The 18,641-nt window shown below is 35.8% G+C and carries 17 protein-coding genes; 13 read left to right on the forward strand and 4 right to left on the reverse strand.

Features of this window, described 5'->3' with window-relative positions; genetic code table 11:
* Positions 1 to 75: 75 nt before the first annotated feature.
* The 4 genes from RNZ47_RS06550 (at position 76) to RNZ47_RS06565 (ending at position 5,920) form a co-directional block, all read left to right on the forward strand.
* Positions 76 to 1,824 (forward strand): serine hydrolase, encoded by a 1,749-nt coding sequence (locus tag RNZ47_RS06550; RefSeq protein WP_311937987.1) that lies wholly within the window; start codon positions 76 to 78, stop codon positions 1,822 to 1,824.
* A gap of 195 nt (positions 1,825 to 2,019) precedes the next feature.
* Positions 2,020 to 4,230, forward strand: a complete 2,211-nt coding sequence (locus RNZ47_RS06555; protein WP_311937989.1) for a CRTAC1 family protein — start codon at positions 2,020 to 2,022, stop codon at positions 4,228 to 4,230.
* A gap of 220 nt (positions 4,231 to 4,450) precedes the next feature.
* Complete coding sequence (locus RNZ47_RS06560) at positions 4,451 to 5,338, forward strand: hypothetical protein (RefSeq protein ID WP_311937991.1); 888 nt, start codon at positions 4,451 to 4,453, stop codon at positions 5,336 to 5,338.
* Between the two features lie 39 nt (positions 5,339 to 5,377).
* Complete coding sequence (locus RNZ47_RS06565) at positions 5,378 to 5,920, forward strand: hypothetical protein (protein ID WP_311937993.1); 543 nt, start codon at positions 5,378 to 5,380, stop codon at positions 5,918 to 5,920.
* An 82-nt stretch (positions 5,921 to 6,002) separates the two neighbouring features.
* On the opposite strand, the gene RNZ47_RS06570 is transcribed toward RNZ47_RS06565, so the two are convergent.
* Positions 6,003 to 6,578 (reverse strand): GNAT family N-acetyltransferase, encoded by a 576-nt coding sequence (locus RNZ47_RS06570; protein WP_311937995.1) that lies wholly within the window; start codon positions 6,576 to 6,578, stop codon positions 6,003 to 6,005.
* A 128-nt stretch (positions 6,579 to 6,706) separates the two neighbouring features.
* The gene (locus RNZ47_RS06575) at positions 6,707 to 7,342 is read right to left on the reverse strand and encodes an alpha/beta hydrolase (protein ID WP_311937998.1); all 636 of its coding nucleotides are present in this window, start codon (positions 7,340 to 7,342) and stop codon (positions 6,707 to 6,709) included.
* Between the two features lie 51 nt (positions 7,343 to 7,393).
* Here RNZ47_RS06575 and RNZ47_RS06580 point away from each other — a divergent pair, with 51 nt between their 5' ends.
* The 5 genes from RNZ47_RS06580 to RNZ47_RS06600 all read left to right on the forward strand — a co-directional run bounded on the left by RNZ47_RS06580 (position 7,394) and on the right by RNZ47_RS06600 (position 12,470).
* Positions 7,394 to 7,819, forward strand: a complete 426-nt coding sequence (locus RNZ47_RS06580; protein WP_311938000.1) for a PaaI family thioesterase — start codon at positions 7,394 to 7,396, stop codon at positions 7,817 to 7,819.
* Between the two features lie 10 nt (positions 7,820 to 7,829).
* Complete coding sequence (locus tag RNZ47_RS06585) at positions 7,830 to 8,954, forward strand: chorismate-binding protein (protein ID WP_311938002.1); 1,125 nt, start codon at positions 7,830 to 7,832, stop codon at positions 8,952 to 8,954.
* A gap of 88 nt (positions 8,955 to 9,042) precedes the next feature.
* A complete protein-coding gene (gene menD, locus RNZ47_RS06590; RefSeq protein ID WP_311938004.1) occupies positions 9,043 to 10,794 on the forward strand; it encodes a 2-succinyl-5-enolpyruvyl-6-hydroxy-3-cyclohexene-1-carboxylate synthase in 1,752 nt (583 codons plus the stop codon).
* A 141-nt stretch (positions 10,795 to 10,935) separates the two neighbouring features.
* The gene (locus RNZ47_RS06595; RefSeq protein WP_311938006.1) at positions 10,936 to 11,274 is read left to right on the forward strand and encodes a DUF2853 family protein; all 339 of its coding nucleotides are present in this window, start codon (positions 10,936 to 10,938) and stop codon (positions 11,272 to 11,274) included.
* A gap of 365 nt (positions 11,275 to 11,639) precedes the next feature.
* The gene (locus RNZ47_RS06600; RefSeq protein ID WP_311938008.1) at positions 11,640 to 12,470 is read left to right on the forward strand and encodes a CvfB family protein; all 831 of its coding nucleotides are present in this window, start codon (positions 11,640 to 11,642) and stop codon (positions 12,468 to 12,470) included.
* Here RNZ47_RS06600 and RNZ47_RS06605 read toward each other — a convergent pair.
* Entirely contained in the window at positions 12,462 to 12,890 is a 429-nt protein-coding gene (locus tag RNZ47_RS06605) for a hypothetical protein (protein ID WP_311938010.1), read from the reverse strand. The genes RNZ47_RS06600 and RNZ47_RS06605 overlap by 9 nt on opposite strands.
* Positions 12,891 to 13,313: 423 nt before the next feature.
* Between RNZ47_RS06605 and mnmE the strand changes: the two genes are divergently transcribed.
* A complete protein-coding gene (gene mnmE, locus RNZ47_RS06610; protein WP_311938012.1) occupies positions 13,314 to 14,717 on the forward strand; it encodes a tRNA uridine-5-carboxymethylaminomethyl(34) synthesis GTPase MnmE in 1,404 nt (467 codons plus the stop codon).
* 289 nt (positions 14,718 to 15,006) lie between these two features.
* On the opposite strand, the gene RNZ47_RS06615 is transcribed toward mnmE, so the two are convergent.
* Positions 15,007 to 15,567: a hypothetical protein gene (locus tag RNZ47_RS06615; protein ID WP_311938013.1), complete on the reverse strand. Its 561-nt coding sequence runs from the start codon at positions 15,565 to 15,567 to the stop codon at positions 15,007 to 15,009.
* 239 nt (positions 15,568 to 15,806) lie between these two features.
* On the opposite strand from RNZ47_RS06615, the gene RNZ47_RS06620 reads away from it, so the two are divergent.
* The 3 genes from RNZ47_RS06620 to RNZ47_RS06630 all read left to right on the forward strand — a co-directional run bounded on the left by RNZ47_RS06620 (position 15,807) and on the right by RNZ47_RS06630 (position 18,609).
* Positions 15,807 to 16,862 (forward strand): serine hydrolase domain-containing protein, encoded by a 1,056-nt coding sequence (locus tag RNZ47_RS06620; RefSeq protein WP_311938014.1) that lies wholly within the window; start codon positions 15,807 to 15,809, stop codon positions 16,860 to 16,862.
* Positions 16,863 to 16,923: 61 nt separating this feature from the next.
* Positions 16,924 to 17,649, forward strand: coding sequence for an NAD(P)-dependent oxidoreductase (locus RNZ47_RS06625; protein WP_311938015.1), 726 nt, complete (start codon positions 16,924 to 16,926; stop codon positions 17,647 to 17,649).
* Positions 17,650 to 17,919: 270 nt separating this feature from the next.
* The gene (locus RNZ47_RS06630) at positions 17,920 to 18,609 is read left to right on the forward strand and encodes an FAD-binding oxidoreductase (RefSeq protein WP_311938017.1); all 690 of its coding nucleotides are present in this window, start codon (positions 17,920 to 17,922) and stop codon (positions 18,607 to 18,609) included.
* Positions 18,610 to 18,641 lie beyond the last annotated feature (32 nt).

The following is an 18,641-nucleotide window of genomic DNA, read 5'->3' on the forward strand; positions in this document are numbered from 1 at the left end:
ATGTAACTTATAGCATGTTTCAATCGTCATATCACTTAAAATTAATTATTAACCAATCAATCAAAATTTAAACTTATGAAATCATTTTCAAAGCAAATCGTTTTAACATTTTCTATATTTTTATTATATAATACGAATTTTGCTCAAAATAAAGTTGAGCAAATTAACGAGCTAATTAGTGTGTATGCCGAGTACGGTAAATTTAACGGTTCTGTTTTGGTGGCGGACCACGGAAAAGTGATTTACAAAAAAGGCTTTGGTATGGCAAATATGGAATGGGAGATACCAAACCAACCCAATACAAAACATCGTTTGGGGTCGATAACCAAACAGTTTACGGCAATGCTTATTTTGCAGTTGGCCGCCGATGGGACATTGGATTTACAATCACCCATTACAACTTATCTTCCGGATTACCCAAAAGATAAAGGCGACAAAATTACCGCACATCATTTGCTAACGCATACTTCTGGAATACCAAATTACACCGCGTTTCCCAGATTTTTTCAAGACGAAAGCCGCAATCCGTATACACCCGATGAATTTGTTGAAAAATTTGCGGATAAAGATTTAGAATTCACTCCCGGTGACAGGTTTAATTATAGCAATTCGGGCTATTTTCTTTTGGGCGTAATCATTGAAAAATTAACGGGAAAAACATATGAGCAAATGCTAAACAGCCATATTTTTACGCCATTAAACATGCATGATTCGGGTTACGATAATCATGCCGATATTATAAAAAATCGCGCAACAGGCTACGAAAAAAACGGTAACAGCTATATAAATTCAAGATATTTGGATATGTCTATTCCGTATGCCGCTGGGTCTTTGTATTCAACCGTTGAGGATTTGTATCTGTGGGATCAAGCCTTATATACCAACAAATTGTTACCACAAAAATATATGGACATGTATTTTAAACCTCAAATTTCAGCTTGGGGAAATAACCATTATGCCTATGGTTGGGGTGTTGGTTATGAAAAAATAGGAAAATCTACCGACAGTATTTATACCATAGGTCATGGCGGCGGCATTAACGGATTTAACACCAATATTTCCCGAGCACTTTCCGATAAATCGTTGGTCGTGCTTTTAAGCAATGCAGGAGGCGCACCACTTAATCAAATGACGCAGGCTATACGGGGTATTATGCATGGTAAAGCGTATAGTTTACCCAAGAAATCGGTGGCCAATGCCTTGCTTGCCGTTATCAACGATAAAGGTATTGACGCAGGAATAACGTACTATAATACGATTAAAGATTCTGAAGATTATGAGTTAATAGAAGGCGAAATGAATGCTATTGGTTACCAACTGATGCAATCTGAAAAGGTTGATGAAGCAGCAAAAGTGTTTAAACTTAATATTGAGGCATTCCCTAAATCGTCGAATGTATATGATAGTTATGCTGAAGCGTTGATGACTTTGGGCAAAAATGATTTGGCTATTGCCAATTACAGAAAGTCTATCGATTTAAACCCGAATAATCAAAATGGTATCGATTTTTTAAAGAAATTGGGCGCCGATGTTTCAGAGTATGAAAAAGAGATTGTCGTGCCAGAAGCTGTTTTAGAAACCTATGTTGGCAAGTTTGAACTGGCACCCAATTTTGTTTTAACCATTAGAAAAGAAGGCAGCCAATTAAAAGCGCAAGCCACAGGGCAACCCGAGTTCGATATTTTCCCTAAAACCCAAAATGTGTTTTATTTAAAAGTGGTGAATGCCCAATTAACGTTTAATAAAAACGATGTAGACGACGTTGTTAGCATCACCCTTTTACAAGGCGGACGCGAAACTACGGGTAAACGCATCGAGGAATAAATCATAAATCATTGGTTTGATATTTAAAAGCACTTTCCAGCATTTGGAGCGTGCTTTTTTGTTTGTAACTGTTGATAACTTCACTTTTGTTTGAGTAAGAAAAGTTTTAATTTTGATTGCAAGTAAATTATTCACACGAATTTATATCCACACTAAAAGGCAAAATATTGGAAACACTAAAAATATAATGATCAGATGAAATGGAATAAAATATTAATAGTGCTACTCTTTTTGTCGGCCTGTAAATCGGATAATAAACCAGCAGATAACCCGAAACCAACAAATGTGGATGCGGAAACTGCATTAATGGCCAACATGCTTAAGGAGTTATACGATACGGGCGATCCAAATGTAAATTATCATTGGAATAAAAAACTGGCTTATTTGTATAAAGACAAAATGGCAAATGGACCACAGAACAAGAAATCGACCAATTGGTTTCGGTATTGCACAGAACTGTTGCGGGCCGGAGAAAATGAACGTTGTATTGAAGAAATTGAATCTTTTATAAAAGAGCGAAATTCTACTGTTGAACAACTCATTAATAGAAGAACACTTCCTATTGTAGAGCTATTGGCACTGGCGTATTTACGAAGCGGAGAGGTTGAGAATTGCAATAAATACCACAACGCGTATTCGTGTATTTTACCTTTAAAGGACGAAGCGTTTCACAGGAATAAAAACGGATCTCAAAAAGCCATTGAAATATACGCCATGATGTATGAAAAATTCCCAAAAGACATGTACAAATGGCTCCTAAATTTGGCACATATGACGCTGGGCGAATACCCCGATAAAACCCCTAAAGACTACTTTATTACATATCCCAATTGGCAAAAAGAAAAAAAGGATTTCCCTGCTTTTAAAGAGGTTGCCATGGGGTTAGGTATTGCCCAAAACGGTTTATCGGGCGGGGTGTGTTTAGATGATTTCAACAACGATGGACTTATTGATATTTTTGCAACGTCGTACGGAATGACAGACCAATGCAAATTGTTTATCAATTCCGGAAAAGGATTTGACGATGCCACGGATAAAGCAGGTTTAACGGGTATTGTTAGCGGACTAAATAGCATTCAAGCGGACTATGATAACGACGGTAATGTAGATATTTTAATTTTAAGAGGCGGTTGGTTAGGCGCAGGTGGCAACCACCCAAATTCACTTCTTAAAAATAATGGCGATGGCACATTTACCGATGTAACAAAATCTGCCGGTTTGCTTTCTCTGCACCCTACGCAAACAGCATCGTGGGCCGATGTAAACAATGATGGTTACCTCGATCTTTTTATAGGAAACGAGTCAAAACCAAACCAGTCCCATCCTTGTGAATTGTACATCAACCAGAAAAACGGCACCTTTTTAGAGCAGGCTTCAAAACACAATTTAGGGGACATAAAGGGCTTTGTAAAAGGGGTGAGTTTTGGTGATATAAATAACGATCAGTGGCCGGATTTGTACGTTTCCATCATGGGAGGCAGAAATTTATTATTCAGAAATGATTCCGGAATTTTTAAAGACATTACAAATACCGCAGGTGTAAAAGACCCCATTTTTAGTTTCCCGTGTTGGATTTGGGATGTGAATAACGATGGGTTCAATGATATTTTTGTAAACAGCTACGATGCAAGAAATCTGCATCAGTTATCAGACGATTTTTCAAAAGAGATTCAAGGCAAGCAAGTTACCTCAGAAAAATCCAGATTGTTCATTAATAATGGTGATGAAACCTTTACTGAAATGAGCAAAGCATACCATGTAAATATTAGCATGTACACCATGGGCTCGAATTTTGGGGATTTGGATAATGATGGTTGGCTGGATTTTTACATCGGCACCGGTGCACCAAATTTTAATTCGGTTATCCCGAACAGAATGTTTAGAAATGTTAACGGCACCCATTTTGAAGAAGTCACGTCGGCAGGACGGTTTGGGCATATTCAAAAAGGACATGGCGTTGGGTTTGCAGATTTTGATAATGACGGCGACCAAGATGTTTACGCCGTATTGGGAGGCGCTTATGAAGGCGATACATACCCAAATGTTTGTTTTGAAAATCCCATATCGATTAATAATTGGATTGTACTCGATTTGGAAGGCGTAAAATCAAACCGCAGTGCCATCGGAACAAAATTAAAGCTCGAACTTGAAAATGACAGAACCGTATATCACAGCGTAAATACAGGCGGCAGTTTTGGTGGCAACACGTTACAAGCAGAAATAGGATTGGGACGTTCCGAATCCATTAAAACCTTAACTGTGTATTGGTCCAATAGCGAAGCGCAAATATTCGAAAATATTCAAGTGAATAAAAAATATAAAATTATTGAAGGGCAAAACGAAATAGTAGAAAAAACATATACGAAGTTAAATATGCTATTTAATCAGGATGGGCATCATCATTAAATGTTTTGTTCGTAGTTGCTTTTTAGTTTCTTTAAGCTTGTTTTTTGTTTATAAGTGTTGATAATTACGTACAACTACGTATTGATTTTCTTGTGTTAAAATTTTATCTTAGCTTAATTGTAATGTCCCGATTATTATCGGGATTGTTTCTGTATTATCAGACTATAAATCATTAAAGCGATTTTATTCTGAATAGTTAGGCAAAGTTTAAATCTATTATATGGAAGAACAACAACCAGAAGAACAGACTACTGACAAATTCGAAGAAAAATTTGAAAAATTCATTGAAACGGCAAATGGAGAAATTACTTCATTAAAAACAGAATTGAACGATATTACGGAGTTATACAACGATTTCGTAAAAAAGCCGAGTACGGCAGTTTTAAGTAAAGCAGAGAAACTGAATGAAACATTTGAAAAAGTAAATGAATATAGTTCAGAAATAGCACAAATCGAAACTAAAGTTCAAGAGTTCGAAACTAAGGTTTTTGGAAAAACCACCGAGGATACAGAGTCTTTAAAATTTAAGCTAAATGACTTAAAAACTCAACATGAAGAATTGAACGGAGAATGGGAAGGGAATTTCGAAACTCTGTCTTACAAAATTGAAGGTCTTTTACCGGGCGCAACTTCCGCAGGACTTGCTAAATCATATTACGACCAAAAAAGGAGTTATAAAACACCAAATGTTATTTGGTCCGCTGTTTTTACTTTGACAATGATTGGGATGGTTTATTATGCAATACAAACAGTTAATGATAGTAGTGACATTGGAAACGCATTTATGAATATACTATCAAGAGCACCTTTCTTTATACCTACCATTTGGCTTGCATTATTTGCAAGTAAACAGCAAAGTCAAAATAGAAGACTTGAACAGGAATATGCTTATAAAGAAAGCCTTGCCAAATCATATGATGGATATAAACGAGAAATCGAAAAACTACCTGAAAGTGATGAGAAAAATGAAATTATGGAAAAGCTGATTCGTTCAATGGTCGATGCGGCTGGATTTAATCCAAGTTCTACTTTAGAAAAGGTTTCTCATAATGACAAACCACCCATTTTGGGAAACTGGTTTGGACGGAAAGAAGAAATTAAAAAATAAGATATTGCCTTACTCCGTTTCGGCTAAATACAAATTATTATGGATATAACTGAAATAGTTTCTCGTTTGGATGACGCAATAGGTTCGGACTTCGTTGCCTCACTGGCTGGTTTGTCTTTGGCGGCAGCTGCATTCTTCATACCTAGTGCAAACCATACACTTGAAAAACTGCAAGAACGCATTAAGACTTTGAGTAAATCAATTACTAAAGGCAGTAAACATGGGTATAACGAAACACCTTTAACTAAAGAGCTTGAAAAGCTTGAACTACAAGTAAAATCAACAGAAAAAGCTAAAAAAGGACTTATAACTGCATTTATGATTTTTACATTTTATGTGGTTTATACAGTAGGAATTGATTCATGGATTGATGAAAACTTATTTACACCAGGACTAGTGGAATTTAACTCTCTAGAATTTACTTTTCAAACAGTGGATGTTATTATTAGTTATATATTTCTAGGTTTTGCTGGACGTTATTTGTGGACTGGTACGAGAGCGATTGGAGATTATTTTGACATTGATTTTAAAGATGAGCAAAAACGCTTGAAAGATATTTTCGATAAGATAAATAAAAAATAAATATCGTCTTGATTCATGCTAGCGTTCCTCCCGCGCTAGCGCTCTTCTCCTAACACGTGCCATCAAAACAAATAAATACGCGTCACAGGTATTCAGCAAAAACACTATGCTTAATCCCAGCCCATTCATCTTTCAAAATCCCATAGCAACAGGTACTACGTTTAAATCCATCAAGCATTAGGGTGTCTTTTCGTAAAATGCCTTCAAGGGTAGCGCCCAATTTTTCAACCGCTTTTCTAGATTTTATGTTGCGTTCGTCTATTCTAAATTCTACTTTATCAAAATCCATAACTTCAAAGGCGTAGCGTAGCATTAAAAATTTCATGTTAGCGTTAAGTCCGCTGCCTTGAAACTCGCTTCCAATCCACGTCCAACCAATGTGCAATACTTTGTTTTTCCAATTAATCAATCCAAAACGCGTGCTGCCTGCATAGGTATTACTTTGTTTATCGAATATAATAAACGGTATGGTGGTTTTGTGGAAATAGCCATCAACGGCGGTTTGTACGTAGGTTTTTAAATCGTCGGGCGTATCGATTTTACTGGGCGAGAATTGTATTAAATCGGGCTGTTGCGCAATGGGCCATAGGTGTTTGTAATTGCTTAAATCTAATAGCGAAAGTTTAACGCGGTGGTTTTCTAGGGTTGGTGCTTTCATGTGGTTTGCGTCATTGATTTGTCATTCCCGCGAAGGCAGGAATCTTTTTAATTGTAAATGCGTGTTCTATTTAAGGGATTGCCACGTCGTCCAGATAGCTATCGGGGCTCCTCGCAATGACGTTTAGTTTAAACCAATCCAATTACAATATCAACATTCACCTCGTGCTTGCCATCAAATAGGATAACATTCAAATGGTCCTTAAATAAAAGCTGTGCTTTTGTGGTTTCGCTTTGTAAGCGTTCATCTGTTAAATATTCATCATCGGTACCACAAATCAAACTTACTTTTGCCGTTAAAAACGCAAAATCTTCAGCTTGTAGTTCTTTGGGAATGCCACCGGAATGCAACACCAATTGGGCACATGGTAATTGACGTTTTGCCACATAACGCGCCGCAACACTAACCCCTTGCGAATAGCCAAACACTATCAAGTTGAGGTCCACCGGGATGTTTTCAGCTTTAAAAACCGCATCAAAATTACGCATCACGTTTTCGGTTTCCATTTCAGTGCTTTCTTTTGTTAACCAACTGGAACCAACGTGTTTGAATTCGGATTTTAAATAATATTTACTGGCGGCTTGCGGTGCAATAATATAATTTTCATCAGGATTCAATCCTTTAAAATATCTTAAAAAATACCGACTCAAATAGCCCATGCCATGGCAAACAAACCACACGTTTTTGGTCGATTTGGTAAGTTCGTTTAGCGTAGAATACGAGTTGGATATGGTGTATGATATTTCTTTTTCTTGTAATTTCATTTACACTTATGTTTTGTATTTTTGTTTGCGATTTTAAAAATACACTATTCTATGCAATTATCTAAAGAAGTCATATTAGAACGGTTTCAAGCTATGGCTAAAAACACTTTGTTGGAAACCTTAAAAATTGAAATGATTGATTTTGGCGATGACTTTTTGATTTTGAAAATGCCAGTAACCCCTAAAGTACATCAACCCGATGGTGTATTACATGGTGGCGCAACAGCTGCTTTGGCAGAAACCACCGGAAGTTTTGCAGCTGAATTGTTTTTAAATACCAAAGGTTATTTTGTTCGCGGTATTGAGATTAGTGCCAACCATGTAAAAAGTGTACGTGATGGAAACGTTTATGCTAAAGCTATTTTTATTCATAAGGGCCGAACCACGCAATTGTTTGAAATTAGAGTGACCGATGATAACGATAACCTGATTTCGCTGTGCAAATTAACCACCATTTCGCTTCCTAGAACCAAATAACCTCAAAATTTTGGAAGATTTTTTTAACCGTATTGAAACACAATACCGCAACCATTTGCCTTTTGTGGTTTACAGAAAACCCAATGAAGATGCTGTTAAAGCGATGCTTCAACAAACAAGCGATTTGTTTTTTACCCAAGAGTTTACCGAAAAAGGATTTGTGTTTTCACCTTTTGACGATGCTGAAGATTCGGTTTTAATACCTATTGAAAATTCGGAAGTAATTTCTATTTCTCAACAACTTGTCATTCCTGCGGAGGCAGGAATCCACTCAGATAGTAGTTTTGCTCAAACTGAAAATGAATCAAAAAACCGTCACATCAACCTCATAAAAAAAGGCATCAAAGCCATTACCGAAAATGCTTTTGAAAAAGTGGTTTTATCGCGGCAGGAAACGGTTAGCCTTTCGGCGGAAACCAATCCCATTTCCATGTTTAAAAACCTTTTAAAGGTATATAAATCCGCTTTCGTGTATTGCTGGTATCACCCCAAAGTAGGGATGTGGTTGGGCGCCACACCGGAAACCTTAATTAAGATAGAAGGCAAGCAATTGTCTATAATGGCATTGGCTGGAACGCAGGATTTTAAAGGCACCTTGGATGTGGTTTGGAAAGCCAAAGAAAAAGATGAGCAGCACATTGTTACCCAATTTGTAACCGACAGTTTAAAGCCTTGGGTGGAACACCTAAAAATAGCGGAAACCGAAACCGTAAAAGCGGGTAATTTACTGCATTTAAAAACCATGATTTCGGCAAGATTGCAAGCCCATGCAAAATTAAAGGACATTATTTCGGTATTGCACCCAACACCGGCAGTTTGCGGATTCCCAAAATTTGATGCCAAACAATTCATTTTAAAGAACGAAAATTATAACCGCGAATTTTACACCGGTTTTCTTGGGGAGCTGAATTTTGAAACCACAAAAGCACCGCGTTCGGGTAAACGCAATATTGAAAACAGGGCTTATGCCATAAACAAAAAAAGCACGCAATTGTACGTTAATTTGCGTTGCATGCAATTAAAAGATAGCAAAGCCCTAATTTACGTTGGTGGCGGTATTACCGATAGTTCCATTCCGGAAAGCGAATGGGACGAAACGGTTTCAAAATCGCAAACCATGAAACGTATTCTTTGAATTTTCTACAAATTCAAAGCTATTTTTTATTAAACATTCGTGTATTAGTGGCGCAAATTTTCACTTAGGTTTTGTACTTTTGAAAACCATGAAATACCCTAAAATTCCACTAGCGCAAACCGTTATTCAGCTTTGTAAAACCAAGGGCATAAAGCACATTATTATTTCTCCGGGAAGCCGGAACGCTCCCTTAACCATTGGGTTTACCAACAATCCGTTTTTTACGTGCTACAGCATTGTCGACGAGCGTTGTGCCGCCTTTTTTGCATTGGGCATTGCACAGCAACTGCAAGAACCAACGGCTGTGGTGTGCACATCGGGCAGTGCGTTGTTAAATTATTATCCCGCTGTGGCGGAAGCCTTTTATAGCGATGTACCTTTGGTGGTGTTATCGGCAGACCGACCCAAACATTTAATTGGCGTTGGCGATGGGCAGACCATAAATCAGAAAAATGTATTTGAAAACCATATTTTATATTCGGCAAATTTGAAGTTGGATTTAAATGAAAAAGACGATGTAGAGGAGGAGTTGCCCATTTTTAAAAATATGGAAAACAAAATTGAAGCTTTATTGGGTTTAAAACAAGGTATTCAAAACTATAATGAAGTTGAAATAAATAAAGCCATTAACACCGCATATTCAAAAAACGGCCCCGTGCATATTAACATTCCGTTTGATGAACCTTTGTACGATATGGTTGATGAACCCGAAGTAACGCCTAAGGTAATTCCCGTTGAAAACAAAACTTTACAAGTTGAAGCTTCGGTTTTAAGGGATTGTATAAATGATTGGAATGCGGCTTCAAAAAAAATGGTTTTGGTTGGCGTTAGTCCACCAAATAATATGGAGCAGCAATGGTTGGATATATTGGCAAAAGACGACAGTGTGATCGTGTTTACCGAAACCACCTCGAATTTGCATCACGAGGCGTTTTTTCCGAGTATCGACAAAATTATCGCGCCTTTAAAAGATGATCATTTTAAAAACTTGCAACCCGAAATTCTGTTGACTTTTGGCGGTTTGATTGTATCGAAAAAAATAAAGGCTTTTCTTCGTAAATATAAGCCCAAGCAACATTGGCATATTGATTTGAATAAAGCGAACGATACGTTTTTTAGTTTAAACCAATGGATTAAAACCACACCAAATTTCTTTTTCTCACAATTTTTGCCGGAAATTGATTTAAAGGAAAGTGATTATAACGGGGTTTGGAAATCGGTAAAAGAAACCCGAAAGTTTAAGCATGCCGATTATCTTAAAAGTATAGATTTTTCCGACTTAAAGGCTTTTGAAATTATTTTAAACAGTATTCCAAACCACACGGTTTTGCAATTGGGCAATAGCTCTACGGTGCGTTACGCACAATTGTTTGATTTGAACAAAACGCTGGAAGTATTTTGCAACCGCGGAACAAGTGGTATTGATGGCAGCACAAGTACAGCTGTGGGTTGCGCGGTGGCCAACCCCAAACAAACCACATTGATTTCGGGCGATTTAAGTTTTATTTACGATAGCAATGCCCTATGGAACAATTATATACCGAACAATTTTAGAATCATTATTATAAACAACCAAGGTGGCGGTATTTTTAGGATTCTGCCCGGGCATAAAAACACTGAAAATTTCGATACTTATTTTGAAACCAATCATAATTTAACGGCCGAACATTTATGTAATATGTATGGTTTTGTATACGAATCGGTATCCAGAACATCCGATTTAAAAGACCGTTTAAATACGTTTTATGCCGCAAGCCAACAGCCGAAATTATTGGAAATATTTACGCCTAAACATTTGAATGACGAGGTGTTGCTCCAATATTTTAAGGCTATGGCTTAAATTAAAGTGACTTACCGTAAATTGCTGTGTCTAAAAAATAGTTATCTTTAAAAACGTATTTATAAACCCAATTGGATTGTTTTGAGTTTTTAGCTTATAGGCAAAAAATCAAATAAAATTCATTAAAAAACTATTTTAATTATGAGTAAAAGAGACGAGCTTATTGCAAAATATGCTGCAGATTTAAAAGACAAATGTGGTGTTAACCCAGACATGGATTTATTAACCAAAGTAACAATTGGTTGTGGGCCATCAATTTACAATGCAGATTCTGCAACGGTTTCAGGGTCGGACGACACCGAATTGGCCACCGTTAAAAACAATTTTTTAATTAAAAAATTAGGATTAAAAGATAGCGCCGATTTAGATAAAGGCATAAAAGCCGTTATGGACAAATACGGACAATCTAACAGAAATAAATACAGAGCGGTGGTTTACTATTTATTGGTTAAGCACTTTAAAAAAGAGTCTGCTTATTAATATGGGCAGTTTTATATATTTTAAAAGCGTTGCAATTGTTGTAGCGCTTTTTTTTATGCCGAAATTTTAGTGCTTTGTGGGTAGTTTGATAGTTGTTTGGGCGTTACAAAACTTAACAGGTATAATTACCGACTGCAGACTGATTACTGCCCACAGCGGACTGCTGCGCAAGGGATAGAAGTGGAAAGCCCACAGCGAGCCCCGATTGTTATCGGGACGAAGCGAGGACTTGTAGTGGATAGCCCGACCTGCCACCCTGAGCGCAGTCGAAGGGCAAGGTTGCGCCAAAAAATAAACTATAAATAACCGATTAAGTTGCGCCTTGTAAACTACGACCGCGGATTAAAAATTGTTACCTTTGCCACATGATACATTTAGGACAAATAAATACTTTGGAAATACTGCGCGAAACCGATCATGGCGTGTATTTAATTGATGATGAGGACAACGAGGTTTTGTTGCCCAATAGATATGTTCCGGAGACTTTTAAAATTTGGGACAAAATTGATGTTTTTGTGTATTTGGACAATGAGGAACGACCGGTTGCCTCAACAGATTTTCCTTATATTATGAAAGGCGATTTTGCGTTGTTGCGTTGTAATCAAGTTACAGAATACGGTGCTTTTTTAGATTGGGGCTTGGTTAAGGAATTGTTTTGTCCGTTTAAGGAACAGGCCTTTAAAATGAAACCCGGTGGTTGGTATTTGGTGCATTGTTACTTGGATGAAAAAACCGATAGGCTAGTGGCATCGAGCAAAACAAACCGGTTTTTAGACAATAAAGAGCTTACGGTTGCCGAGTTTGATGAAGTGGATTTGATTGTGTCTCATCCATCGGATATTGGGATGAACGTGATTGTAAATAAAACGCATTTGGGCTTGATTTACAATAATCAGATTTTTAAGGATATTAGTGTTGGCGACAAACTAAAAGGGATTGTTAAAAAAATACGCCCCGGCAACAAATTGGATATTGCTTTAGGGCAAATTGGCTATAGAAACATTGAGCCCAATGCAGAACGCATTATGCAGGAACTACAGGATAATAGCGGGTATTTGAATCTTACCGATAAGTCGAATCCGGAAGCTATAAAAGAGCAGCTTCAAATGAGTAAAAAGAACTTTAAAAAAGCGGTAGGCTCGTTGTATAAACAGAAACTTATTGAAATAAAACCAGACGGTATTTATTTAGTTTAAGGAAAAAGAGGTGCTGGTTTTTACTTTGCCGTAAACGTTATTAATGGCCTCTTTTATGCTGTTGTAACTAATGTTTTCTGAAAGACAGAAACTGTTTTCAATTTCGGCATTCATTTTGCCCGCAAGGTTGTAGCTAACAACCGCATAACTGCATAGGTTTTTAACTTTTTTTCGAAATAAATCGGCATCTAAAAGTTTTACAGAGTACGAGTTTACTCGGTTTGCAATAACACCAAAAGGTTTTGCGGTGCCAAAGTATGTGTTAATTTCATCGAATATTTCTTTGGAATTGTCAATGTCGACATGTACGCCTTCGTTAAATTCAACAACCGCGATATGATTAAAAAAGTAGATATTACCCAAGTCCTTTTGTACAGATTTAATGATGTGATTTGAAAATTCAGACTCGATTATTCTCATAAAACTGCAAATCTTTTCCTCGTTGCTCTAGGTGGATTAAAAGTTATACTGTTTTGGTTTTCTGTTACTTATGACACTTGATGATGCATAAAGTCACATTTAGAAAAAAACGGATTTGCAAATATACTATGCATACATAATATATTTAAGGATAATATTATTTTTATAGAGAACACAATGTTTTGATTGAATCTGTAACAATAATGTTAGGGTTTTATGTTTAAGTTGCTTTTAATCAAACAAATGCAGGTTTTGGGCATTATTTTTGTACCAATGAAATTTGAAAATATGGTGTGTTTTACGAATTGTTGTTCTTGAAAACGTCAGATATTTATTTTTAGCAATTCTAAATAAGGATTTTACTGCTGTTTATATTAAACACACTTTATCAAAATTGGCAAAGCATTTTACTATTTTTGCGTCATGATAAATCAAGATACCATAGTCGCATTGGCAACACCCTCTGGGGCAGGAGCCATTGCCGTTATTCGACTTTCTGGGAGCGATGCCATACGTATTGCGGAGAAACAGTTTAAATCGGTTTCTGGTAAAATATTAAGCAAACAAGCGACGCACACCATACATTTAGGGTATATTATTGATGGCGAAAGAACCATTGATGAAGTGTTATTGTCCATTTTTAAGAACCCAAATTCTTATACGGGTGAAGATGTTATCGAAATTTCGTGTCACGGTTCTAATTACATTCAACAAGAAATTATCCAATTGTTTTTGCGAAAGGGCTGTAGAATGGCTACCGCGGGCGAGTTTACCCTACGTGCCTTTTTAAACGGGAAGTTGGATTTATCGCAAGCTGAAGCTGTCGCAGATTTAATTTCTAGCGATAACGAAGCGAGTCATCAAATAGCAATGCAGCAAATGCGTGGTGGTTTCTCGTCTGAAATTGCCAAACTCCGCGAAGAGCTTTTAAATTTCGCATCGTTAATAGAATTGGAGCTCGACTTTGCCGAAGAAGATGTCGAGTTTGCCGATCGTACCCAATTTAAAGAATTGGTAGCTCGTATTGGTTTGGTTTTAAAACGTTTGATAGACTCGTTTGCGGTTGGAAACGTGATTAAAAACGGAATTCCCGTTGCTATTGTGGGCGAACCCAATGTGGGGAAATCAACGCTTTTAAATGCGCTTTTAAATGAAGAACGCGCCATAGTTTCGGATATTGCCGGTACGACACGAGATACCATTGAAGATGAAATTTCAATTGGCGGCATTGGGTTTAGATTTATTGATACCGCTGGTATCCGAGAGACTAAAGATGTTGTTGAAAGTATTGGTATAAAAAAGACTTTTGAAAAAATTGAACAGGCTCAGGTTGTTGTCCTGCTGTTGGATGCCAAAGCGTTCAAAACTCAAAGCTCAGTATTCAGGGTTGAGATAGAGAAGATAAAAAATAAATATCCGCAAAAACCATTGCTTGTTATTTTAAATAAAGTTGATGAAATAAGTAAAGACGATAAAGAAATAATTGCGGCTATTTCAAAAGAAATCGAGAAAACCCATGTTTTAAAATTATCGGCTAAAACAGGAGAAGGCGTTGAGACGCTTAAAGAAAAACTACTGGAATTTGTTAATACCGGTGCTTTAAGGAATAGTGACACAATAATCACAAACACAAGGCATTACGATTCGTTATTGAAAGCTTTAGAAGAAGTTGATAAAGTTAAATTCGGATTAGAAACAGGCTTGTCTGGCGACCTTTTAGCCATCGATATTCGACAAGCTTTATATCACTTTGGGGAAATTACAGGCGAGATTACCAATGATGATTTACTGGGGAATATTTTTGCTAATTTTTGTATTGGGAAGTAAATTCATTTATAATAAAAATCTTGAAAATGGCCCTTATTATTTCAAAGGAAGAATTAAGAGCCGCTAACATTCCATAAAGTTTTCCCGGATCTTTTAAAAAACACATATGTATATCTAACGATACCGCTTTTGATAATTTTATAGTCATTTTCAGCAATATAATAATATCAAAAAAGGATCGAGTAACTTGGTTAGGAACCAACGTAGAATTTCAATGGTTTATGGCTTTTTAAAAGAAAGAGTTTCAATGGAAAAAATCATTAGAGAAATACTCTCCATAATATTATTTCTATTTAGGTTTGGTAAATAAAACATAAAAAAAGGAGTAAAATACAAACATTAAAAACAATAAAGCTAAAGAGATTATTCTAACGTTTTCAAACGGTAAAATAATATTAAATAGTCCAATCAACATAGCTATTAATGACATACTGCTTAATTCTTTGTCATTCTTATCAAAACTGCGGCTATAACATATTTGCTTAAAGATTCTGGTTAGTATCGGAATAAAAAAAGAAAATATAAGTACCAAATAAAATGCACACCACTGTGGATTTAAAACGCTTTCGGTAATTCCTAAAAGATAAAATAAAAAGAACATGCTGGCAAGTTCCAAAATATCGAATATAAAATCCAAACCCATATAATCTTTATCCGAATTGTCGTTATTTTGAATATGCTGAACACTAAAGTACAATGCTAAAAACATGGCAAAACCAATTTGAATTTTTTCTTTGTTAAAGCCACCAAGTACAATAAGCATAAATAATGTGCCTAAGACTGCGGGATAGAATAAAGTGTACATTAAACGGTGCAACTTTTCCTTGTCTAGTTTCCTTTTTTCGCTCATACTTATATATTTAATATTCTTCTAATTAAATATAATATAAATAGTTTTAATTTTAACGTGATAATTTTAGGGAAATGCTGTGGCTTTAGCGCCAATTGTTATAATTGAACAATACTGTACCATGTGTAGTTAATCAATTCATCCATACTATTATACAGTTCGGTAATTGATAATTTATTTTTATTGCGTTATCAACCATATTTGCACCATAAATTAAAAAACCATTAAATTATAGGTTCATGAAGAATACCTCAAAGAAAATAAGTAAAGGAAAACAAATTTTTAGAATCGTATTACTTGTTGGGACTTTAATTTCCTTATGGTTTGTGCCCTGGATATTGGTAATAGCATGGATATTACCACTGCCAGATACGGTACAGGAGCAAGTCGATCAAACTTTAAGTTATGATTTTGATGGCGTTATTGTATATGTAGATGAAGCCGGCAAACCTCCAGCATTCTATACAGCTGGTTATCATAATAAAGAAGAAAAAATACCAGCCAATCCTAATGCCTTGTTCAAAATTGCAAGTATTAGCAAGCTTTATGTTGCAGTTGCTATCACTAAATTGGCTAATAACAATCTTTTGTCTTTGGATAAAACAGTTGCTGATTACTTTCCAGAACTCGTAGGAAGAATAGAAAATGCTGATAAAATCACCTTACGAATGATGGTACAACACAGAAGTGGCATTCCTAATTTCACGGACAATCCTGATTTTTGGAAAAACCAACCAAACACCAATATAGATGTGCTTCAATATGCATTGGATTTACCGGCAGACTTCGAGCCAAACAAAGATTATGGTTATTCAAATACGAATTATTTATTGCTTTCAAGAATCATAGAACAAGTTACGGGAGGTAGCCGTCAGGACTATTTCAACAAGGAAATATTAATGCCACTTGGGTTGAAGAATACTTTTGGTTCAATTGATGACGTAAATATGGACGATGTTATGAGGGGTTATTATGTTGGCATTGAAAAAGACTTCAAAAACGAGAATAATGGAATGATGATAGCTACAGCAGAAGATGTTGGTATTTTTTTAAGGGCTTTAAATGATGGTACATTACTTAATGAAAAAGAAATGGAAATCTATGCGTCAATCTATGAATTTAATCATGGCGGATTAGCTCCAGGTTACCAATGTATGGCAGAATACCATAAGGATATTGATGCTGTTGTCGTTCAATTTATGAACACAACCGATTTTGAAGGCTACCAATGGAATTTGTTGGAGATAACACATACACGCGTTGTTAAAATATTACGTAAAGCAAAAGGTCTTTAAGTGAAACAATTGTACTAATACATCGTCTATAAAACAAATAATGCAATCAAAATAAATCAGTATGACAGTTTTAGTAGTGGGTGCCAGTGGTGCCACCGGAAGTAAATTAGTAGAACAGCTTTTGGCTAAAAACCACCAAGTAAAAGTAATTGTAAGATCACCTGAAAAGTTACCGGAATCATGGAAACCCAATGGTAATCTGGAAATTATTTCTGCTAGTATATTAGAACTAAGTGATACGGAAATGGTTGAAATAGTCAAGGATTGTCAAGCCGTTGCGTCTTGCCTCGGGCATAATTTAACTTTTAAAGGCATTTACGGACAACCAAGAAAACTCGTAACAGATGCTACGCGACGCTTATGCCATGCTATAAAATCAAATTATCCGCAAAGTCCAACAAAGTTTGTATTAATGAATACGACTGGCAATCGAAATCGCGACTTAAACGAACCTATTTCTTTTGCGCAAAAATGTGTTATTGGGCTTCTTCGTTTGTTGTTGCCACCTCATGTAGATAATGAAAAAGCAGCAGATTATTTACGAACACAAATTGGTCAAAACAATAATTTTATTGAATGGGTTGCAGTTAGGCCAGATGGCTTAATTAACGAGGATAAAGTAACTGCTTACGAAATACACCCTTCGCCAACACGGAGCGCCATTTTTAATGCGGGTAAAGTGAGTCGTATAAATGTTGGCCACTTTATGGCAAACTTAATCGATAACGACAACTTGTGGGCTACTTGGAAAGGACAAATGCCAGTTATCTACAGCAAATTGCATTAGAGCTATTACGTGTATTATATTTAGTGACATCGGGTTTACGAAATGTATGGGCTTCGTGTGAATAAACATTTTTTATGCGATGCCGTAAGTTTAAGACTATTTTGAATCCTACTTTGGTATAATTCTATTTTATTGATCAACTTAATAGTTTGACATAAAATTTCACCTCATTTTTATTTCCACAAAACAGCTACATAAATGGAGAGCTTTTTTTGTAACTAATTAAGTAAAAATGCATCCAAAAATAAAGATTTTTAAACTTTATAAGAGATGGGTTTTATTTTTCCGTACAAAGCAAAGGTTATTAATGTTATAACCATTAGTCATGACGTTATTTTATTAAGGGTAACTAAACCATTTAAATTCAATTTTGTGGCTGGTCAAGCAGTTGATTTGAGTATCGATAAACCTGGTTACGAACTATCTGTAGCTCCTTTTACTTTAGTTAATGAAGCATCAGACGATTATTTAGAGTTTGTTATAAAAATATATCCAAATTCAAATGGTCTTACAAAAGGTATTGCCCAATTATTACTTAATGACGTAGTTCAACTATCCAAAGCCTGGGATTCCTACGAATATAATGGCAGAGGAACTTTTATAGCTGCAGGGACTGGTATTACGCCTTTTTTACCCATATTTAAAGACATGCGGGATAAAGGAATTGATTTAAAGAAAGAGCATAGGTTAATTTATGCCAATAAGACAAAAGAGGATATTTTATTTTACACAAAGTTGAAAAAGTTATTTAGCTCCAAGTTGTTTGTTACTTTAAGTAGAACTAAATCTAAAAATCTTCATTTTGGTAAAATAGATAAAGATTACTTAATAAAATTTATCAAAAACACAGAACAGCATTTTTATGTTTGTGGCCCTAAAAAATTTGAAGAAGATGTAAAATCACACTTAATCACTATAGGTGTAAATCAAAACTATATTCAGACTGGTTACAAATTTTAATCACTCATTTATAATAAAATCATTAATCATAA

Source organism: Hwangdonia seohaensis (genome assembly GCF_031932625.1).
GTDB lineage: Bacteria > Bacteroidota > Bacteroidia > Flavobacteriales > Flavobacteriaceae > Hwangdonia > Hwangdonia seohaensis.